The organism is Microbacterium sp. JZ31, from assembly GCF_016805985.1.
Lineage (GTDB): Bacteria > Actinomycetota > Actinomycetes > Actinomycetales > Microbacteriaceae > Microbacterium.
Genome location: NZ_CP017661.1, coordinates 2,504,119 through 2,524,527 on the forward strand (window position 1 = coordinate 2,504,119; position 20,409 = coordinate 2,524,527).

The following is a 20,409-nucleotide window of genomic DNA, read 5'->3' on the forward strand; positions in this document are numbered from 1 at the left end:
CGACGTCTTTCTTTCCTCCCTCCACGCTGCTGCTGTGTCCGGTGTGTATCCCCTGGACGTCGCGAGCGAGCCTTGCAATCGGCCCGGATTCTCGGAATCGTGGCCGGTCCCGAGGGAAGGAGAGCCAGATGCTCACGCTTACCGAGAACGCCGCCGACGCGGTTCGCACGATCGTCTCCCAGACGCCGGATGCCTCGACCGCGGGGCTCCGTATCCAGGGCACCAGCGCATCGGCCGAGGGCTACGCGCTGACGCTCGCCCCGTCGCCCGAGCAGGGGGACACGGTCGTCGAGAGCGGCGAGGCCCGCGTGTTCCTGGAGGGACCCGCAGCCGACGAGCTCGATGACAAGGTGCTCGACGCGCAGGTGACGCAGGAGGGCGTGCGCTTTGCCCTCGCCCTGCAGCAGTAACGCGCCTGCACGCGCTTGCGGCGCCGCCCGGATCCTTCCGGGCGGCGCCGCGCCGCGTCCGGGCCGCACTCCCCGTTAGACTTGCGGGGCCAGCCTCTGTAGCTCAATGGAAGAGCAGTTCCGTCCTAAGGAAACGGTTGGGGGTTCGAGTCCCTCCAGGGGCACAGTGTCTTTTCGCCTCTGACCGGAATGTTCTATCGAGGTCAGACCGCACAGGAGGAGTTCTTGCCCGCTTAGAGGGCGTCTCCCCGACGCGGAGAGTGTAGCGATCGGTCGTGTCTCGGATCTGGCCGCTCACTCCTTGCAGACTCCGCGCTGGCGCGCGTGGCTTAGCAGCCGTTCGACGACGAACACTGCGCCGCGTCCGATCGCTGGGGCGGCTGATTGTCGGAGGGCAGGCCGCCGTACGATACCGTCACACCGTGACGAGTGAGCGAGTTCGTGAAGCCTTGTCGGAGTTCGTGCGCGAGCGCGACTGGGCTCAGTTCCACACTCCGGCAAACCTCGCGAAGAGCATCTCGATCGAGGCGGGCGAACTGCTCGAGTGCTTCCAGTGGAGCGACGATGCAGACGAGGTGCGCGTACGCGAGGAGCTCGCCGACGTCGTCACCTATTGCACGCTGCTCGCTGCCCAACTGGGAGTCGACCTGGACGAGATCGTCCTGCAGAAGCTCGCCGTAACGCGCTCGAAGTACCCCGCAGATCGATCGAGGGGGCGGAGCACCAAGTATGACGCCCTTTGAGATTGAACGGCTCGACTTCACCCCGCCCGCGATCTCCACTTGGGCGTCCGGCGATGAACGGCGGACGAACTGGCCCGTCGTTTACGTTCTCGACAGCACCGGGTCCTCGGATGCGCCGTCTGTCTACGTCGGCGAGACGGTCAGTGCTGTGTCACGAATGCGTCAGCATCTCCAGAATCCGTCGAAGGCAGGGTTCCGCCGTGTGCGCGTCGTCATAGACGAGACGTTCAACAAGTCGGCGTGTCTCGACCTCGAGTCACACCTCATCCGCTGGCTTGCCGGCGACGGGCGCTTCACAGTGCTCAACGGGAACGAGGGCATCATTGACGCGCGGTACTACGAGCGCGACCAGTACCGCGAGAGCTTCCGAGACATCTTCGAGCAGCTGCGCTCGGAGGGCATCTTCCAGCGCAGCATCCCCGAGATTGAGAACAGCGACCTATTCAAGCTCTCACCCTTCAAGGTGCTCACACGGGAGCAGGCCATCGCGGTCGAGCAGATCGTCGAGGCACTCCTCGCGGACCTCGCAACAGGCACGCGATCGACCAGCGTTATCCCGGGCAATCCGGGTACGGGCAAGACCATTGTGGCGATCTTCCTCATGAAGCTGCTGGCCGACATCCGCGACTACGAAGACACGGATGAGATCGAGCAAGATTCCCTCTTCTCTGAGTTCTTCGTGCCCGAGAACCGGGAGCTACTGAGGGGTGTTCGCGTCGGGCTGGTCGTTCCCCAGCAGTCGCTTCGAGACTCCATCAAGAAGGTGTTCAAGAAGACGCCGAAGCTCAGCGAGGACCTCGTCGTCAACCCGTTCGACGTCGGGAAGTCATCTATACCGTTCGACCTCCTTATCGTCGACGAGACGCACCGGCTCAATCGACGCGCCAACCAATCCTCAGGAATGCGCAACCGCGACTTCGCGGACATCAACGAACGACTCTTCGGCTCCGACGACCTCTACAGGACACAGCTCGACTGGATCCGCGCCCAGAGCACGAACCAGATTTTCCTCATCGACGAGCAGCAGGGGGTGCGGCCGGCAGATCTCCCGAGCGAGGTTCTTGCCGCTGAGATCGCCGACGCAAAGCGATCGCATCGGTGGTTTCCGCTGGCAAGGCAGATGCGGGTGAGGGCGGACGCAGACTACGTGGGATTCATCCGTCAGCTGCTTCGAGGTGAACTTCGCGCAGGGGGCCGCCCGGACTTCGGTGAGTACGACCTTCGGTTCTTCGAGAGTGTCGCCGACATGCAGGAAGCGATCCGCGAACGCGACCGCGAGGCTGGGCTCGCCCGACTTGTTGCTGGGTACGCGTGGGACTGGAAGACCCGCGGCAACAAGCCCGGCTTCGACTTCCAACTCGACGGAGTTGAGTTCACCTGGAATCGCACTGACAAGGACTGGATCAACTCGCCCGGCTCGATCCATGAAGTCGGCTCGATACATACCGTCCAGGGCTATGACCTCAACTACGCCGGGGTGATCATCGGCGCGGACCTTCGATTCGACGCATCGCGCCAGCAGGTGACCGCAGACCGCGGGGCCTACCGCGACAAGAAGGGCAAAGAGAACCTCAGGAAGCTCCGTCAACGTACGACCGATGAAGACCTCCTCGCACTGATCCAGAACATCTACGGCGTGCTGCTCACGCGAGGAATCCTCGGAACGTACCTCTATGTATGCGATCCCAATCTCCGCGAGCACTTCAAGTCTGTGCTTAGTGTCGATCAAACATTCGCCGCCGTCCCGCTACTGTGACGCGCTAGGCGGCAGTGCGTCTTGCGACGGTGGGAGTCGAAGGGGGAGCGGCCTCTCCCCCAGGACACCGTCTCGGTCCGATTTTATGACTCCGTGGGTTTCTGCGTTCGCCGATCCTCGATCGGCAGGTGTCGACGGCAGTCGGACACCAGGGGCGCCGAAACCTTCGACGTTGGAACGCCGCCGACAGGCTCGAGTACCCGCAGTAGGCTCGGCGATCGCGTCTCGGATCGAGAGCTGTTGCAGCCTCGGTTCGGCGCACGCAGACTGGCCGACAACGATGTGTGCAAGGAGCATTCGGTAGGGAGGCGACTGTGTCAGGAACCGGCGAGGGATCGGCGCGCCGCAACAATATGCAAGCGATCCGACGTCGTGATACAGGCCCGGAGCTCGCCATTCGCCGCCTGCTTCATGCAGCTGGGTACCGGTATCGTTGTGACTATCGTGTCGACGTTGCTGGGGCACGCATTCGGCCCGATATCGTCTTCACACGCGCGAGAGTCGCCATTTTTGTCGACGGCTGCTTCTGGCATTCCTGCCCAGAGCACGGCCGGACGCCTCGCGTGAACACGGACTATTGGGAGCCCAAGCTCGAGCGGAATCGAACTCGTGACGAGGCCAATACGCGGGCGCTGGAGGAAGCGGGCTGGTGCGTGTTGCGGATCTGGGAGCACACGATAGCCCATGAAGCTCTGTGCTTGGTGCGCAGAGCGATACCGACGCCTCGGCCAGCCATCCATGCCAGCCGCGATGCAGTGTCGGAGGCTGCAGGAAAACTATGCTGAGATGACGAAGCTCGGACTCGGGGAGAGACACACCTACGCATGCAACAAACGTCACGCCCCACAGCGGTCGAGATCTGCGCAGGAGCCGGCGGCCAGGTTCTGGGCTTGCACCGCGCAGGATTCGATCACGTGCTTGCGGTCGAGCTGGACGCGACCGCGGCGCAGACACTGCGGCAAAGCACAGGTATCGAGGTGGCCGTTGGTGATGTCGCTGACAGTGCGGTGTGGCGTCCCATCGACTATGCCGGCGTGGATCTCCTTGCCGGCGGCGTGCCGTGTCCTCCATTCTCAGTGGCTGGTCGGCAGCTCGGGTCCTCTGACGAGCGCGATCTATTCGCCTGGGCAGTCGAGCAAGTCGCCATAGTTAAACCGAGAGCGCTATTGCTGGAGAACGTTCGTGGGCTGGCTGCGCCCCGCTTCTCGGGCTATCGGCAGCGGGTACTCGACCGGCTTGCTCAGCTCGGGTATGTAGCTAACTGGCGGCTCTTACAGGCCGCGGATTTTGGAGTTGCGCAGCTGCGGCCCCGATTCGTGTTGGTCGCAATGCGGCCGGATGATGCAGCATATTTCCGCTGGCCACAGCCTCATGCGAGGCGCACGACCGTAGGCGAGACCATCGGCGACCTGATGGCCGAGAACGGCTGGAAGCACGTCGATGACTGGGTAGCGATGGCCAACGGTGTTGGACCGACCCTTGTGGGCGGAAGTAAGAAGCACGGCGGGGCAGATCTGGGCCCGACTCGTGCAAAGGCAGGTTGGGCGAAGCTTGCCGTCGACGGTCACGGCATCGCGAACGCATCTCCAGAAATGAATGCTCTGCATCCATCGGCTCGGTATCCGCGTCTGACGATCCCCATGGCCGCCCGCCTGCAGGGGTGGACTGAGAAGGACAAATGGCAGTTCGCGGGCCGCAAAACCTCTCAGTATCGCCAAATTGGCAACGCCTTCCCTCCACCGGTGGCAGAAGCTATCGGCCATGCCATCCGCGCTGCTCTCGCACACGAGGGTGTTCCGCATGAAGTCCCCCAGCTGAGCGCCGATCTGCAGGACCCTGTCTACAGAGCCCTCGCGACCGCCGGAGAATACGTTTCGCTTGAGCGGTTAGTGCGGATGGTGACCGAGACGACCACGGCGACCGTGGAGCAGCGTCTAGCAATGCTCGCCCAGGACTTCGCAGTCGAGGTCAAGGTTACCGAACGTAGTACCTCTTACAAGCTCGGCGGATTTAAGGGGTTCACGGGGCAACCCGAGCACCTGCGCAACCACTTCTTGAAGAACCATCGCTCAAGGGTGAGCTAACTCCAAGCCGCCTCGCAGTTTCGCGAGGCGGCTTGGAGTGCCCGTTCCGGGTTGCTTCTCCGCCGCGCGGGTGAGGCACGGTCGGCCCGATCGGCTCCAGCACAATGTGCTGTCTGCAGCCCTATTGTGCTGGCCTCCGCTCAGAGCGCGCGCCAGTTCAAAGGAGCACCTGCCGAACGTCCTGCAGCGATGTGAACGGGGCCTGTAGGCGCTCGACGCGGCCGCTCCGGTAGAAAAGCAAGTCACCATCGCCGAGCAGATCTTCCGCGCCGCCCTGGTCTATGACAGTCATCGAGTCGCGGACGCTCGGCAGCGAGAATGCGATGCGGGCCGCGAGGTTTGCTTTGATGCTCCCTGTGACTACGTTGACGCTCGGTCGCTGCGTGGCTAGAACCAGGTAGATTCCATAAGCCCTCGTAAGCTGCGCGTATCGCTGGATAAGGTCTAGGAATGCCCGGGGGTCTGGGCCCGCGAGCACAAGGTCGGCAAACTCATCCACGAGGATCACCAGCTGAGGTAGGTCCTCCAGTCTCCCTCCAGCTTCATAGAACTCGGAGGCGGAGCTAACACCTGCGGCTTCGAGCAGAGGCTGACGCATGTCGATCTCCGCGTCAAGCGTCGCCTGCAGAGTCTCGACCGCGTGTTGAGGATCGCTGATGATCGTCGCACCGCGAAGGTGCGGCGCCTTTGTAAACGCCACGAAGTCAAGTCGCTTGGGATCGATGATCAGCAGATGCAGCTGATCGGGGGTGCGCGCGCGGAGAAGCTCTGTCAGGAGTCCCCTCAGGAAGACGCTCTTACCCGATCCAGTCGCGCCCGCGACAAGGAGGTGAGGGAGGCGGCTCAAGTCTGCGATACGCGCCTCACCGCTCGGAGCCACGCCGACGACGAAGTCGAGGGATCCGGGTCTCGTCGGCGCCGCGTCCAGGCTTGGAAGCACATCAGCGAGCACGAGGGCATCTCGCTCAGCTCGTGGCACGTCAATAGTGACAAACCCAGGTTCGTCGGCGACATGGACCTCTCCAGGCGAGGCAATCTCGCGGCCGATGTCCCGAGCCCGACGTTCCACCTCGGTGATGGACAGGCGCCCAAGCGTGCGGGTTCGGAAGCGGATGACACTGGGGCCGACCTGGGCAAGTTCGGGCGTGAATGGCTCCACTGCGAGCCCGTACTTCGCGAAGGCGGTGTCGAGACGGTGCGCGACAAGGCCTAGCTCGGCTGGCGTTGAGTGCGGAGGACGCCCCATTGACGCACTGACTTGAGAGTGGCCTCGTCCGCCGCTTCCTGGTGGAGGGCTAGCGGCGGGAGGGCGTTCGCCACCGTCGGTGGTCGGCGGCTCTTCGGGCGGCGGCGCGGGGCCAAACTCAGGGACCGCCCAGCTCGGAGGTTTGGCGATTGCTTCGCCCTTGGCAAGAGAGTCGATCACCGACCGACCCAGGCGAACGTGCCCCAGATCGAGGCCACTGCCCGGAAGGTCCTGGCGGTGCACAGCCGATGTTGACGATGACTCGATGCTGACGAAGTCGCCGTGGATGCGCCGCCCGCCAACCTGGTAGCCCAGCTCAAAAGTGTAGGCTCCACTGATTATCCTGCCCAAAGCGGCTTCCACGTCTGCTTGTGCGTCCAGCTGCAGCAAGCCGAAGGATCTAGCTCGTGTGACGGCGCCCCGCAGGAGCTCGGCAAGGTCGCGGGCTCTGAACGCGCGTCCCGGCCCGCTGGTGTCGAAGACACGTCGAAGCCACTCGTAGCTACGCTCGAGCTGTCGGCGAGCTGACTCGGCGGCAGCCGCGTCATCGTCCTTCCGATACTTCACCTCCAGGAGGCGCGCGTACAGAGGCTGGGGAGCGTCGGCGGGGGCGTTAAGTGGGAGGCGGAGGTAAAGCAGATCGTCGCACCGTTGTCCATCGCGCGGGCGCGCGCCGGAGGGGAGGCTCTCGATTAGCTCGTCTAGTGGGATGATGACGCCTGCGGCGCCTTCCTCGGTCAGCCAGCCGTCGAGGTCTCTGACTGCTTCGAGGGCAGCGGCGAGACCCACCTTCTCTTGCAAGTCGTGCCCTGTCGCGCCAACGAGATCAAGCGCCCATCTTCCGCTGACTCCGTTGAACAGTTGGAGGATGCGGTCAAGCGCTTCTTCCTCGGGCGCGCCATAACCGTTGAGAGCCTGTCGCAGCGCAAGTCGGTAAGGGTTGATGCGCGAGGTTGCTGTGATTGCATCCAGGCCAGGCTGACCAGGATCCGACCGTTCCTCGAAGTCAATTAGATACCGGGCCTGCGAGCCGGTCGCGTCAGGTGCGAACGCCTCGAGGCCAAGCAGACGGTCAAGGTGGACGACCCAGGCGCTCGAGGCGTAGAGGGGCTCGAGGAATCGGAGGCCCACGCGCGCGGTAGGCATCCTGGTGCGACCAGCGGCGAGAGGGGCGCGCGGCATCCCGCCGACGAGTTCCAGACCGCTTCGCGCGATGTCTCCGAGGGGGTTTTCGGAATGTGGGCCGGCGAAAGTGCCCCAGTGGAATGCTGTCTCATTCCGGTCAACTTCCGCGGATCGGCCGGGGAGCGGGGCAAGGCCGCCGACGAAGAGAGTGGTCGCCCTGCTATCGAGTTCGACCGCCCCCGGTTCCTCCTGCAGGGAGCTTTGGAACACAAACGTGATGTGCTGAAAGTGATCAACCAAATCCTCGGATGAGTGCACCCTCCTCAGCTTGACGCGGTCGCGCAGGGCGCGATCGATCTCGGACGCGAGGCTGCCACTGCCCCGCAATACCTCCTCGAGCGCGGTAGGTCGGTCGCTCGAGCTGACGATGGTGACTATGAAGCGAGGCAGCGTCGCCCCAGCCCCAGGCCTAGTGAGCGGCTTCATCAAGAGACGCAGTGCCTCGAGCGGACCGTGGCCGTCTCCAGGCTCAACGAAGGCGATCGCCAATTCTTGGCGGCGATCCCGATAAGCCGGGTGCACGTCTAGGAAGCGGCGGATCCGCTTGGCGATGTAGCGAGGCCTGCTTTCAGCAGGATCAGAGGAGCTCGCGGACTCATACCGTCTCCACAGAAATGCCGGGGACTCCGCCGTCTGGTACCACGTTCCTTCGGAGTAGAAGTTCGGCAAGAGATGCCGGGGGGTGCATGTCCGCAAGTCGTCGTCGAGCAGGGCCGCGGCATCAGCACTCCACGCGCGCGCCTGGCCGGCCAGCTGGAGGAGGTAGGAAACGGTTAGCGGTGCTGTCGGGGCGATCCACCACGTTCCCGTTTCGGAGTCAAAGACGGTATCGGTGAGAAGAACTGCTTCAAACTCCGCCCGGAACCGCGGCTGAGATGCGATTGCTGCGATGAGCCGCTGGTACGTCTCGACATACTGCACTGCCTCGTCGACACATTCACCGGCGGCGATGGCGTGAACACTGCAGCGCTGCTTGTCGGAGGCGAGTGAGCCAAACAGCGCCGATCTGGCTGCCTCGAAAGCACGGAACGGCCCTGACGGGAGCGCGCTCAGGTCGAGGTTGCTTAGGTAGGGGTGCGATTCAAGTTCGGGCTCACCCGCGCCGGTCCGCACGACGCGAAAGGCGAGTGTCTGTGGGGCGTTGACGATCTCCCGCTCGAGGTCCAGACCGTTTAGGCGGTTTCCGAGGTCCTGGGACTGCAGCTTGTATGGGTGAGGGGCGAAGACCGCATCACCGTCATCGAGGATGAGGAAGCCGGTGAGGTCGATGGCCGCGGCATCCCGGCTGCCGAGGATGATCGCATGCGCCGCCGTCGGTACCGCTTGAGCGCTGAGTGCGGGCGGGTCCTCCGGGTCAGACTCCGGAGGAGCGGGATCCTCCCCGCCCGGGTCGCCAGGCGCGTCTGGAGTCAGTGGGGGTTCGGGGTCGTCAGGTCCCGGCTCGCCGTCGGTGAGCCGGGGCGTGACCAAGAGGTGAATTGTTGCTTCGGCCCCGCGAACCGGGTGGCGACTTCCTGCCGCTCACCGTTCGCGTCTGGCGCTATGTGTATGGTCGCCTGGCCGAGGATAGCGCTCGACGCTGCAAGCGCCACGACCTGGGGTTGATCACCGCACAGGAACGCTCCAACGATGGGGTCGATGCCGAGGCTGACCTCGATTGGTGCCCATGCCCCGGGGGTTGTGCTCACCGCGAGGACAGCTGACTGCCCGCCACTCAGCTGCACGGTGACGTATTTCCACCCGGGGCCGGAGACATCAAAGGAGATCTCAAGCGCTCCAGGGGCGAGCGAGAGATCCTCCACGGTGCCATCGCTCCATCGCAAGGTAACGGTCTCATGACGGCTCGCCGGGGTCGCCAGGGCCAGCGCGATGGTACCGCCGCCCGGAATCCAGGTGGCCGCCCGGTTCTGGGCCGTAGCTGCAGCTGCTCCGCGTATGCGGAGAGGGTGCGCGAGGCGAGCGAGTTCCGCGAGCCCCCCAACGACCGGCAAGTCAGCGAGCTTGAAAGCGGAGTAGTCAAGTCCAAATGGTCCGCGGGCTGACCTGACGCGCGCAAGGCCTTCGTCGTCTTCCGACTCGTAGCGTGGACGCAGTCGGGCGTCGAGGTCCTCATCTGGGCTCGACCAGGCGTCAAGGTTCTGTCGCCACCTCATCGACTCCTTAAGTCGGGCTCGTGGTGTGGTTTGCGCGTCCGGATCCGACACGAAGGGCCCGAGCACGTATAGAGAGGCACCGGCCGCCGTCGCATCTGCGCAGGCCCCCAGGTGCTTTAGCCGGCCAATCGTCGTCGCCGTCTGCGGGAGTTGTTCGCCAGCGAGGTGGATTGCCTCGGTCAGCAGCAGCTTGACGTCACTCGGTGAATCATCAATCGCCGTTTCCAGCAGTTGCGACCACTCAAGCTCGGGTAGCTCGCTGGCGTCTTGAGCGGCAGTCTTGACGGTCTCGACGGGCTTGCGGTCAAGGACGAGTAGAACCGTGGGCCGTCCCTCGTGCTGCGGCGGCAGTGCGTCCCGAAGGAAGGCTGCGAAGCCGGCAGTACCCACGTTGGATCCTGCTTGGCCCGTCGTAACAAGGTAAGGCACCATGTAGCCGCCTCGCCCAAGGGTCCCAAGAAGGTCGATCGCCAGCAGCGTGTGGGTCGAGCCATCTGCCGCCGATACCTCAATCGGCGGCGCCGTAGCCTCAAGGTGCCCTTGGAGCGCCGCGAAAACCTGCTGCGGTGCGAGGCCGAAGCAGTCACTGAGATATAGCCGCCTGTGCTGTCCGAGGGCGGCGGCAGCTTTGATCAACCCTTCGGCGACGAGGGTCGCGGCGTAGTCCTCATCACTTAGCTCAGAAGCGAACAAAGGAGGCCTCCCCCGAGTCGGAATACCGCGCGAGCAGCCCGAGCCGCTCGAGCGCGTCAGCGACGGCTGCAGCTTCGTCCGCGTCCTGCGGCTCGAGACCATACCTCCGTAGGCCGCGGAGGAAGTCGTCGATGGGGGTCGGCTCGCCTCGCGACACGAGTCGCGTGAGGAGGAGTAGCAACTGTTCATCGATTTCGAAGTACGGCAGGTTGCCATTGCGGCTAATTAGCGTGCCCGGTCCGTTTACGGCCTTGACCTGAAGCAGCTGGTTAACGACGTCTCGGCTCTGGTGCCGCAGGTCGGTCCTCCGCAACTTGCGAACGTCCTCTCGGAGCGCGTGCACACCGGGCCGATTCGCAGCTGTCTGGCCGACCGCGACAAGCTCAGACTCCGGTGCCTGACCGTTCTTGAAGGCGTCGTGATGCATGATCGCAACGGCGGCGCAGACGGCGCTGTGCTTGTCGCGCAACTCTGAGTTAGAAGCCAGAGCCGAAGCCAACGCCTTGAGGTCTTGCTTCTCGGCAGCCTCGCCCCCTCCTAGCGCCGCCCATGCCGCCGAGGCCAAGGTGGACGTCACCAGCGTGGCGGGGAGGTCCAACAAACGGCGCTGATCAACGTCGGCGTAGGAGCTGCGGCAGCCATCACGCAGGCTGACGGGGCGGTATGCCCCCGTGCCCGCGCGGAACTTGATTTTTCCCGCCAAGGGACAGTCTTCAAGCGCTTCGGGTCCTTGTCCGCTGACGCACGCGCAGCCGCGCACTTCCGCCGGCGGGGCGATCTGGCCCGCGGCCGCTACCACCAAGTCCAGCTCGAAGCCCTTTACGACGGCGAGCCGATAGAGCCTAATGCTCAGATGGAGGCTAAGAAGCAACGTTAGCCAAGAGATTTTATCCGGACGAGGGAGTTCTGCCGTCAGGACGGCACGAAGGTCCTCCCGAAATTGGTCGAGGCTCGGTTGACAGAAGGGCCCGCCGAATGGCGCGAAGCGTTTTGTGAATGCATCCTGGTACCGCTCGGTGAGGTGCTCCGCTGAGGGGAGAGTATCGGGTCGCGGGCCACCCTCGAGCGCGACGCGGAGGAACAGCCGGTCCAGGACCGTTAGCTCGGAGCTCTCCGTAACGAAGCCGATCACATCAGCGAGCAGGTCGCCATCGATACCCGCCTGCTCCGCGTTCCAGAGTAGGAAGGGAAGCACACCACCATTCCACATCCTGTAACGCGCGGGCTTGCCAGTCCCCGTCGTGTGGGCGTAGTTGAGGGGCAGGCTGCCGTGAGCCGGCAACATCATCTGCACCTGCTTGCGGTTGAAGTACCGATCCCTGAGGGCGTCAGCGGTCACCTCCGCGGCCGCCGTAGGTAGCCCCAGACGCCCGGCGAGGCTCCGGTTCAGATCGCTATCCGGCCTCAATGCGGTCTGCTCGATGGAGGGCGCAGCGTCTGCAATGACCCCCCACAGGATTTTGTCCCTGTCGTCGCCTCTCGCGGTGTTCGGAAAAAGCGGTGCCATCCCCATTAGCTCGTCACGCTCGCCGGTGAGCTTGCTCGGTAGCGGCACCTGAACCCCGTCGACGGTGAGAGTTGACTCGGTGACATTAAGGGAAACGCCGGTGTCGTTCGCGACCCGCTGGATCGCGCGGAGAGCACTTTCGCTTGGCATCAGACCACCTCTGTAGCGCGGAGTATGTCGCCGTTGGCGGAGCGAGTTACTAGTCTAAATTTTCGCCCTTCCTGGCCTCGTTGGCGGACGAGCAGCGGTGCGTTCGCAGCAGCGGCATCTACTCCAACCTGCCGCATCGCCGTGCGCAGCGTGAGGAAGCTTTCCAGCTCGATCAAGCTCGGCGCTGCACCCTCCGTCGCCCTTCGCAGTAATTGCCACAGGGGGTAGTCCACGGTGACGTTGTGGCTGGCTACGGTGAGCGCCAACGCGAGTGGGCGATAGCCCACTGTCTCCGCGCCGTCCCGGTTCGCCGCGAGGGCCGCGTCGGTGGTTGGGCTGAGGTGGTCTCCGTCGAGCAACTGGGCCCTAACTAGCAGGTCCGCATTGGCGCCTTCAGCGTTTCCGGCAGTCGGATAGAAGTGCTCGACGCCGGCGATGAACCCGAAGACCCGCGCAAGGCCCTCTTCGATCAGCTCGATGGCGTGGTACATGGCATCGTCCTCGAGTCCCCTGCCGGCGACCTGAGCCTCCAGAGCTGCTGCGAACGTCGAGTCGATAGTCTCGGCGTCGGCCAGCTCGCCCCCAAGCCAGGCGGCGCGGGCGAGCATCCGCCCCCAAAAGCGGTTGCTGTCATCCGGGAGACGGCCAAGCCGTAGGCGGTCGGCCGCGCGCGCGACGGCCGGATGATCGCCTAAGTGCTCGACGAGTCGCTCTGCGTCACGATCGGGGTCGAGACCCGCGTCGGAAATGATGTCATGAGCGTTGGCCGTCGAGGCGTAACTCGGATCAAAGTTGCTGATGTCGCCGACGAGTGACCCTTTACCGGGGGCGTCCAGCGCCCCGCTGCACGCGAGCCCGCGCAAGAGCGCCTCATCATCTCCCGCTTCCCACACCGCCGCGATCTCGTCACACGGGTCAGGCTGCTCGCACGGGAGTCCAGACAGCACCAACTGGGCTGCGGCGTCCCACAGGGCACGAGGCGCTAGTTGGCGCCCACGCGCGAGCGCGACTCGGCCTGCGGCGGCATTGATGGCGGTTCGGCCGGAGTGGCTGGAGACTGCCTTGGCGTTCGCCATCGGCCAGCAAGCGTCACGCACGTTGCAAGTCCCGCATCGCGGAGAGCCTTCTAGGACTCCATCACCGCGATCAGGGTCGAGACGCTCGAGGATCTCGTCGAACAGGTCCCCCGCGTTGCCGGAGGTAGGCCGGAGGTCAAGGTTGACTACGAGGACTGCGCTTTCGAGCCAGACAGGTGCGCGCCCGGGATCACGAACTGGCAGGCCGAGGCGCCGACGTAGGAGCGCTTCCAATCCCGTGAGCGGCGGGGCATCGCGCAGCTCAGGAAGGTCGTGGAAGAAGCTCAACGCCATTCCGGTGTTCAAGGCGACAAGGCGGCAGGGCTCGGCCGGATGTTCGCAGTCGTCCGCGAAGGGGGCGAAGAAGGTCGCGAGCCGCTGCCCCTGTTCCTGGTCAGGGGAGTCGGAGTGGGTTGCGTCTGCGAGCCGGGCACCGACACGGCCCTCTCGGGTCGCTTCTTCGCGCTGGATGAGGTGGTTGATAATTGCCGACTTTCCCGATCCGGCACTGCCAGTGAGGACCATGAGCTTGGGGGCACTCTCTCGGCCTAGCAGCTCCCAAAGCTGCTCTTCGAGGCGGCCAGCCGGCGCCATGAGGAGTTGAACGTCTGTCGCAGCTCCTCGCACGACAGCCTCCGTTGCTCGGTACCGTAGGTCGGCAAGGCGGCTCAGCGGGCTCGGAAGTGTCCGATCGAAGTGGTCAGTCACGCTACACTCCCTGGCATTGACTCGTAGAGCGCCTGGTCCTCCAGGAGCCCCTCTTCAGCGAGACGTCGAACGGCTACCCAGGCGGAAATGCCCAGGCTCGTGGCCACATCTTCCACGAGACTAACCCCTGATATACCCCAGACGTCGGGGGTGTCGCTCTCGTCACCGACGCTGCTGGCGGCGATGCGCATCGCCCGGTCGAGCAGTGTCCTCGGCGCGAGCACGGCGCAGGTGATATCGATAAAGCGCATCTCTTCGGCCATGCCCATTCGCGGCAGGGTGCACTCGTACACTCGAGCGTCGAGGTGCACCGCAGCGTGCGCTTCGAGGAAGCGGAGCCGGATACCGGCCTCGACTCCCGATCCGGGGTTGATGTCCACCCTAGTCGGTACATGCGTCATCGGGTGTGGAGCGGAGAATAGGACGGGTTCAGGCGACTGTGGCCGCGCACGCGCCGGACGCGGGTCGCACCCGTAGAAACGGCAGAGCACGCGCGTATCCACCTGGCTCCCACGTTGAGAATTCGGTGTTCTGGCGAACAGCGCCTCGCCCACAGGCACAGCATCGAGCCGCCGCAAGGCGGGCTCGGTGAGCCGTTCGTACTGGGCACCGAGGGCGCCTGCATGTGCCGAGAGACTTGACTCGCGCTCCGCCGGCAACCTTCGGGCTGCGCGCGCAAGCTCCCCAGGCGCATCAAGCACGTGTTCCAGCCGAGCGATGAGGTCGCGACTGATATCTGCACGCTTGCCGGTCTCAACGCGTGAGAGATGACTCTCGCCCGTTCCGGCGCGGGCCGCGAGCTCGGCAAGTGTCAGCTTGCGCGACTTGCGCAGGGTGCGCAAGGCGGACCCCAGCGGAGTCGGTTCCATCATCACGCTGAAAGCATGGCACTCCATTTTGGCGAGTCGCTAGGTCACTTGCCAATTGCCGCAAATTGCATGGTGTCGAAGTGCTGGAACGGGAAACGATGGCTGGGGTTCCATCCGGAACCGAACACGACAAGGGCCCGGCCATGGAAAGCGGGCCCGGCCGACTCGACGTGGCGAGCACTGAACAGCACGAGCCCACGCGACCGGCCCCGAATGAAAGGTAGCGCTATGACTAACGCCAAAACGCCCCAAGTGGCGATCAGCGACTTGGGCCTCTCGGACCACGGCTACCGATGGGCCACCGACGAGGCCGGCGCGAAGGTGTGGACCAGGCTTCGAGTGGAAGAAGTCGATTCCAGCACGGGCGCCGTGTACGGCGGACCAACCCAGCACGTGTTTGGGTTCTCGCGATCGGATCGTCGTCGACGAAGCCGGCATGGTCGACCTGCAGACGGCGAACGTCCTCGTCTAGCTCGCGATCGAGCAGGGTGTCGGGCTGGCGTTCGTGGGTGACACGCATCACACGTTTACCGGTTGGGCATGCAGGCGCGATGGGTTCTGCGATGCGGCACGCGAACGCTGCGGTCGAGCTCGACACGGTGCACCGGTTCCGCGATCCCGACTACGCGGCGCTCACGCTGCGGCTCCGGGATGCGGGTGATCGCGAGCGTGCGCTGATGGTTGCGGGCGAGCTTGCCGAACACGGTCACGTCGACCGGGTCGAACATCACGACGCAGCGCGTGAGCGGATGATCGACGCGTACTTCGACTGGCGCACACGCGGCAAGCGGGTGACGCTGATATCTGGCACGAATGCGGAGGCGGATGCGATCAACGACGCCATCCAGCAGCGGCGAGTCGATCAGGGCGAGCTCGACGTGCGCATCGCTGCGTGGGGAATCGGGCAGCAGCGCATCCTCGTCGGGGACACCGTCCAGACCCGTCGCAACGACCGGCTGACTGGGGTTGAGAATCGCGCGCAGTGGATCGTGCGCGGCATCCGTGACGAGTACCTGTCTCTTGTCTCCGTGAGCGACGGCGGCGAGGTGGCGCGCGTGTCCACCGAGTACGCGCGCGATCACCTGCAACTCGCCTACGCATCCACCGTGCACGGCGTGCAGGGCGACACCGCCGACGCGTCGGTGGTCGGCCCGGATGTGGACGCCGCAGGGCTCTACGTCGGCCTCACGCGAGCGCGGGTGCACAACGTCGCAATCGATGCAGGATGCTATGCGCGCTGCCCAGGCGGAGGTGCGGCGCGCGGCGCGGAACCGCGAGGCGGCGATAACTACGGGCCGGTGGTTGGTGCGCCGAGTGCGGGACGCGGCATCGGGATGTAGCGGCGTCCCATCCGCGGGGCGCTCAGCGGGCAGTCTTTCGGCCCGGCGATTCGAGCGAGGTCGGGATGCGTCATGAAAGGCGCTCGCGACATCTCCTCGCCTCTCTTGTTGAAGGACCGTCTGCCGGACGGCGGTATCGACCCCGTACCGGACGAGGGTCGGAGGGTGCTCCTCGGCTAGCTGGACGAACAGGTCAACCGACGGCGAGAACGACTACCGCGTGCCATGGCGCGGACTATGAACCTGCAGAGTGCTTGCAGCTTCGATCGTTCACAAGAATCCAACGTCCTGGAGTGCTGGAAGCGCGCCGGCGAGCTCTCCCACATGTCGCGCAGAACAATGCATCCACTAGTTCTTGCACAAGGGCGGCGAATTCATTCGCTTCAGGGAATGTGAACGTCTCTGCGACCTCGTTGTAGTGCGCTCCGATTGCGTTGCGTAGGTATCGCTTGTTTTCGACGCGGTCCATGACCTGATAAAGATCGGATGTGTCGCAGAGTTTCAGTTCCGATACGAACGGGGACCAAAGCTCGTTGATGGTGTAGCGATCGCCCTCGCTCCGAGCCAGCCGAGTACCGAGCGCCTGCGTACTCAGTTCGAGGGCCGCTTCCAGCGCGCGTCCTGCAGCACCGACGATGAGTGCCGGGGAGCCTCCGCTTGAGATGGCGGCTCGAGTGTCGGCCATGATATCCGCGCGCGATTGCACGAATGCCGGCGATACCCCGAAACTCGTCGCACGCAACTCGCCTTGTGCGACATCATGTCCAGCGGACATCAGCGAGCGCCGCACGATCTCGCTCCACAGCCGATCATGAACGGTCACGACGATCTGCCACCCGCTGAGCCTTACTGCGAGGTGATCGACGGCTCGCGCACGCAGCTCGCGGTCGACGGATTGGAAAACATCATCGAGCACGATGACTTTTCGCTGCCCTAGGTTTGCGCACTCAACGTGGACCTCGATCAGGACCAGCAACGCCAGCAAGTCGAGCTGCGCTTCACTGAGTATGTCCTGGGGCGCGCGAGCAACCCCATCGTTAAATCTGACCCGGAGGCTAAGGCCGCTTTCCCCATCAACCTTGAAGTCGAGCGCGGCAACGGGGAGTGAGGTGATCGCGACAAAGTCTGCTGCCACTCTCGGCCCGGCCGAACGGAGAATCTGCTCCAGCCTTTTCGCTTCAACGCTCCAGTCATGCTCGCCAGCAGCGTTCGCATATCCCCGCCTGCGATTCCGTTCTCTCAAGAGGTCTTCGAGGTCGTCGAGCCGATCATTGAGTTCCTTGCGAGGGATCCTCGCCTTCCGGCCGTTAGCCACGGCGATTGGCCGAAACTTCCTCCATTGCGCAATCTTCTCGGGCCAACGAGGCTGCCAGTTTGCAGCCGCCTCGAAGTCTTGGCGCGCGTCGGACAGTTCCCACTCGGCGCTGACGGCCTCCGCCTCGATCTGATCTCGCCGTTCAGAGTCCAGGAACGCGCCGCGCGGCTCCCGCAGATAGTCGAAGAAGAACTGTCTGCGCAATTCATCCGGAACCAGCCAGAAGCCATCGATATCTCGTCGACGAACAACTACTGGACAGTAGGAGAAGCCCGCTAAAGGCTCCTGTCCGGCGTGAACCACGCTGCTTCCACGTCGCGCATGTCCACGTGCTATCGAGGTGCCGTCGGAGAAGTCGATCTCAACTCTCGGCGCGGACGCGGCTGCCACCAGATTCCTGAGCTCGCGGCGCTGTTTCGCTCCACCGACGGACCTGCGCGATACGACACCGCGGACGCCGAACTCGATCGCGTCGGCAACGCTGCTCTTGCCAGACCCGTTCTCACCCATCAGCGTCATTGACACCAGGGCGGGCCCTCCTGCCCGTCCCAGCGAGACAGTCACCTCGTCGACAAACCCTCGTATGTTCGCCACCCGCACCGATCGAATATAGGGGCCTCCAGCGGAAGGTGTGGGCATTTGTTCTCCTTCTCTGGTCTCCCGAGCATCGGGCGGGCCGCGCCCACGCCGGACGGTGCACGCTTCGACTATAGAGAAGCTCTCTCGTTGGTGTTGCTGACATTCGGCCACCCGCCGATGGCCTCAATTCACATTCCTAAGCCGCCAGCGCGTCAAGTCCGGGGCGCAGCCGGACTCCAGCTTGCTCAGCGACCGCGACCGAACGCAGTCTGGCCGGCACACCTCGCTCCCCGAGCGCGCACCGCCCTCGCACCGACCCAGGTACGGTCGCGCCTAAAGACCCTCGCCGCGACGAAATGCAGCGGCACGCGCTTCTTGTGCAGCGACCTTTCGCCGACGGGCAGCACGGCGGTCGAGCCACTCTGTCGTGATGACCATCAAGACGCCCGCGGCGAACCCGAGGCCGAGATTGACGATGAGCGCCACGGTCGGATCGGGATGCAGCTGAATGTTCACGGCGAAGGCGGTCCCGATCGCAAACATAAAGATGATCGCATTCAGCCAATGGCGCACAACGCGATGCGCATGAGTGTCGCCATCGATCCACTCGAGGAGTTGCGCTCCGAGGCTGGTGATTTGTTCACCCAACCGATCGCGCTCCGTCGACGGAGGCATTGCTTGATACGCGGCGCTCAAGCGACTGATGCGCCCGAGAAGACGCCCTTGATGGGTAAGTCGCGGGGAGAGCCACGCGATGAGCGGTATTGCGATGATTGCGATAGCGCCGAGCACTGAACCGAACTCAAAGTCCACGTTCCGAAGCTAGAGCCACGGCGGTTACCTGATCGGGCGCCACGCGAATGCGGAGGAGGACGGTGTGCCTGCGGGGCGACCGCGAATCGGACCGCCGGAAGTTCTCAGCGTTGCGCCTCACCATCGTCACGACCACGCAGACCGTAGCTGTCCGGAGGTGTGCACGTGTGAGCGGGTCAGATGCGTAGACCGACTGAGCGGCAACGAAGCCGTATTCTCGCCCCATGGCGACTCACGAGAGTACGACCGCTGATGGCCTCGAGCGGGCCGCAGGACGGTGCGCGACGACGACTTACCTCCTGGGCGCCGGCTTCTCGCGGGCGATTTCCGGATCCATGCCCCTACTGAACGAGCTCGGTCGTCGGGTGCACGAGGCGGATCCTGTGCTTAAAGATCGTGTTGCCCGCCACGAGATCGAGGACTTCGAAACGTGGATGTCGCTAGTCGCCACTGCGGAGCCGTATCGAAACCGTGCCGAGAATTACGAATCACTCGGCCTCTATTCCCGGGCGGTGCGGCAAGTGGGACGGGTACTTCAGGATGAAGTAAGCATCGCCACGAGCGCCGACCTGCCGGTGTGGCTCCAGCGCCTGGTTCAGATCTGGCACGCAACCAAGGCACCGGTCGCAACGTTCAACTACGACACTCTCACCGAGATTGCCGCCAAAAGAGGGAGCCTGTACGACCCCGACGAAAGACTCGTCCTCCCTTGGCCCACAGTGATCAACTTCGCACCAAGCGGCAACGATAAGTCGATTGGCGAGGACAGTCGCAATATTGCCTGGTCTTCTTTTCGATTGCTGAAGCTGCACGGGTCGGTGAACTGGTTCTGGGTGCCGGAAGACGCGAGCGGCGCGACCCTCGAACGAGTACCTCTCTTCGATGGCGCTGTCGAGGACGAGCGGAGCTTTGACACGTCGCGCTGGTTACCGGGTCGAGAACCGTACATTGTTCCTCCGGTGGCGACCAAGTCCCTCTTCTATGGAGGGCCGCTCACTTCGCACCTCTGGCGATCGGCTAGCGCTGCGCTCACAGACAGTGAGGAAGTCGTGATTATGGGTTATTCGATGCCCGTCACCGACCTAACAACGCTCGGCCTCCTGCGGGAGGCGTTCCGGCGCAAGCAGACGCTCAGGGTCGTGGTGTGCGACCCGAACCCAGGTCCTGTCGTCGAGAGATTGAGAAGCCTGCTGTCGCCCGACACCGAACTCGATGTGACGACTTTTGACGGTGCCGATGCGGTCCGGAGCTTCGTCGACACGAGATGGAGCACAGTTCGGAAGTCCGTCGTCGAGACGCTCCGCTCGCATCTCTTCGCTGCAGGTGACATGCCCGTATCGATCAACGGCGACGACCAGGAGATTCGACAGGTGAATTCATTCACCCGCTCAGGCAGTTCGCTGACGCTTCACGCTTCGAACAGCTTTCACACCACCATGTGGCGGGAGGACTGGGATCTCAACCCGGACCAGGAAATTGGCCCCTCCTACTTCGAAAGGGCAACCACGGTCGCCACTGCGTTGGAGGGGTGTGATGAAGTTCAGGTCGAGGATCGGACGGGGCGAGCGGATGTGTGGGGAGGCCGCGAATCGACCCTGGGCCTTCGGCGATGGTTCGACCTGTATGCAAACCTTCCTCACGAGCGCTAGTGACCGGTCAGCGGCCGTGCGTGCTTCCGTGCGATGAGGACGCTCGACCGAACGCAGTCCGGCTTGCGCGCCTCGCGCCTCGCGCCTCACAGGTTCCGCCGCCGGTACACGACAGAACCACCGTCGTTGAACC

The 20,409-nt window shown here is 64.0% G+C and carries 14 protein-coding genes and 1 tRNA gene; 8 read left to right on the forward strand and 7 right to left on the reverse strand.

Annotated elements, in window-relative coordinates:
* Positions 1-128: 128 nt before the first annotated feature.
* From BJP60_RS11940 to BJP60_RS11965, 6 genes are all read left to right on the forward strand, one after another.
* A complete protein-coding gene (locus tag BJP60_RS11940; RefSeq protein WP_203135966.1) occupies positions 129-410 on the forward strand; it encodes a Fe-S cluster assembly protein HesB in 282 nt (93 codons plus the stop codon).
* A gap of 92 nt (positions 411-502) precedes the next feature.
* Positions 503-574 (forward strand) — tRNA-Arg (locus tag BJP60_RS11945).
* A gap of 258 nt (positions 575-832) precedes the next feature.
* The gene (locus BJP60_RS11950; protein ID WP_203135967.1) at positions 833-1,153 is read left to right on the forward strand and encodes a nucleotide pyrophosphohydrolase; all 321 of its coding nucleotides are present in this window, start codon (positions 833-835) and stop codon (positions 1,151-1,153) included.
* A complete protein-coding gene (locus BJP60_RS11955) occupies positions 1,140-2,909 on the forward strand; it encodes a DUF2075 domain-containing protein (protein WP_203135969.1) in 1,770 nt (589 codons plus the stop codon). The genes BJP60_RS11950 and BJP60_RS11955 overlap by 14 nt, the downstream gene beginning before the upstream one ends.
* A 353-nt stretch (positions 2,910-3,262) precedes the next feature.
* Complete coding sequence (locus BJP60_RS11960; protein WP_203139307.1) at positions 3,263-3,694, forward strand: very short patch repair endonuclease; 432 nt, start codon at positions 3,263-3,265, stop codon at positions 3,692-3,694.
* Positions 3,695-3,733: 39 nt separating this feature from the next.
* Positions 3,734-4,993, forward strand: coding sequence for a DNA cytosine methyltransferase (locus tag BJP60_RS11965; protein WP_203135971.1), 1,260 nt, complete (start codon positions 3,734-3,736; stop codon positions 4,991-4,993).
* Positions 4,994-5,150: 157 nt separating this feature from the next.
* Here the strand turns inward: BJP60_RS11965 and BJP60_RS11970 are convergent, their stop codons facing one another.
* The 5 genes from BJP60_RS11970 to BJP60_RS11990 form a co-directional block, all read right to left on the reverse strand.
* Entirely contained in the window at positions 5,151-8,894 is a 3,744-nt protein-coding gene (locus tag BJP60_RS11970; RefSeq protein ID WP_203135972.1) for an FtsK/SpoIIIE domain-containing protein, read from the reverse strand.
* Positions 8,834-10,270: a hypothetical protein gene (locus tag BJP60_RS11975; RefSeq protein WP_203135973.1), complete on the reverse strand. Its 1,437-nt coding sequence runs from the start codon at positions 10,268-10,270 to the stop codon at positions 8,834-8,836. Before BJP60_RS11975 ends, BJP60_RS11970 begins: the two co-directional genes overlap by 61 nt.
* Entirely contained in the window at positions 10,257-11,927 is a 1,671-nt protein-coding gene (locus BJP60_RS11980; RefSeq protein ID WP_203135974.1) for a hypothetical protein, read from the reverse strand. The genes BJP60_RS11975 and BJP60_RS11980 overlap by 14 nt, the downstream gene beginning before the upstream one ends.
* Positions 11,927-13,528: a hypothetical protein gene (locus tag BJP60_RS11985; RefSeq protein WP_203135975.1), complete on the reverse strand. Its 1,602-nt coding sequence runs from the start codon at positions 13,526-13,528 to the stop codon at positions 11,927-11,929. Before BJP60_RS11985 ends, BJP60_RS11980 begins: the two co-directional genes overlap by 1 nt.
* A gap of 179 nt (positions 13,529-13,707) precedes the next feature.
* Positions 13,708-14,583, reverse strand: a complete 876-nt coding sequence (locus BJP60_RS11990) for a helix-turn-helix domain-containing protein (RefSeq protein ID WP_238439652.1) — start codon at positions 14,581-14,583, stop codon at positions 13,708-13,710.
* Between the two features lie 560 nt (positions 14,584-15,143).
* Between BJP60_RS11990 and BJP60_RS11995 the strand changes: the two genes are divergently transcribed.
* Positions 15,144-15,920, forward strand: coding sequence for a hypothetical protein (locus BJP60_RS11995; protein WP_238439418.1), 777 nt, complete (start codon positions 15,144-15,146; stop codon positions 15,918-15,920).
* Between the two features lie 235 nt (positions 15,921-16,155).
* Here BJP60_RS11995 and BJP60_RS12000 read toward each other — a convergent pair whose 3' ends face one another.
* Positions 16,156-17,874, reverse strand: a complete 1,719-nt coding sequence (locus tag BJP60_RS12000) for a hypothetical protein (protein WP_203135977.1) — start codon at positions 17,872-17,874, stop codon at positions 16,156-16,158.
* Positions 17,875-18,147: 273 nt separating this feature from the next.
* Entirely contained in the window at positions 18,148-18,627 is a 480-nt protein-coding gene (locus BJP60_RS12005) for a hypothetical protein (RefSeq protein ID WP_203135978.1), read from the reverse strand.
* A gap of 224 nt (positions 18,628-18,851) precedes the next feature.
* Between BJP60_RS12005 and BJP60_RS12010 the strand changes: the two genes are divergently transcribed.
* On the forward strand, positions 18,852-20,276 hold the full coding sequence (locus tag BJP60_RS12010) for a hypothetical protein (RefSeq protein WP_203135979.1): 1,425 nt from the start codon (positions 18,852-18,854) through the stop codon (positions 20,274-20,276).
* The last annotated feature ends 133 nt before the right edge of the window (positions 20,277-20,409 follow it).

Excerpts from the sequence above, each read along its gene's own strand:
- BJP60_RS11940 (WP_203135966.1), top strand. The coding sequence starts at position 129 with ATGCTCACGCTTACCGAGAACGCCGCCGACGCGGTTCGCACGATCGTC.
- BJP60_RS11955 (WP_203135969.1), top strand. The coding sequence starts at position 1,140 with ATGACGCCCTTTGAGATTGAACGGCTCGACTTCACCCCGCCCGCGATC.
- BJP60_RS11960 (WP_203139307.1), top strand. The coding sequence starts at position 3,263 with ATGCAAGCGATCCGACGTCGTGATACAGGCCCGGAGCTCGCCATTCGC.
- BJP60_RS11965 (WP_203135971.1), top strand. The coding sequence starts at position 3,734 with ATGCAACAAACGTCACGCCCCACAGCGGTCGAGATCTGCGCAGGAGCC.
- BJP60_RS11980 (WP_203135974.1), bottom strand. The coding sequence starts at position 11,927 with ATGCCAAGCGAAAGTGCTCTCCGCGCGATCCAGCGGGTCGCGAACGAC.
- BJP60_RS11985 (WP_203135975.1), bottom strand. The coding sequence starts at position 13,528 with ATGGTCCTCACTGGCAGTGCCGGATCGGGAAAGTCGGCAATTATCAAC.
- BJP60_RS11990 (WP_238439652.1), bottom strand. The coding sequence starts at position 14,583 with ATGATGGAACCGACTCCGCTGGGGTCCGCCTTGCGCACCCTGCGCAAG.
- BJP60_RS11995 (WP_238439418.1), top strand. The coding sequence starts at position 15,144 with ATGCGGCACGCGAACGCTGCGGTCGAGCTCGACACGGTGCACCGGTTC.
- BJP60_RS12000 (WP_203135977.1), bottom strand. The coding sequence starts at position 17,874 with ATGCCCACACCTTCCGCTGGAGGCCCCTATATTCGATCGGTGCGGGTG.
- BJP60_RS12010 (WP_203135979.1), top strand. The coding sequence starts at position 18,852 with ATGGCGACTCACGAGAGTACGACCGCTGATGGCCTCGAGCGGGCCGCA.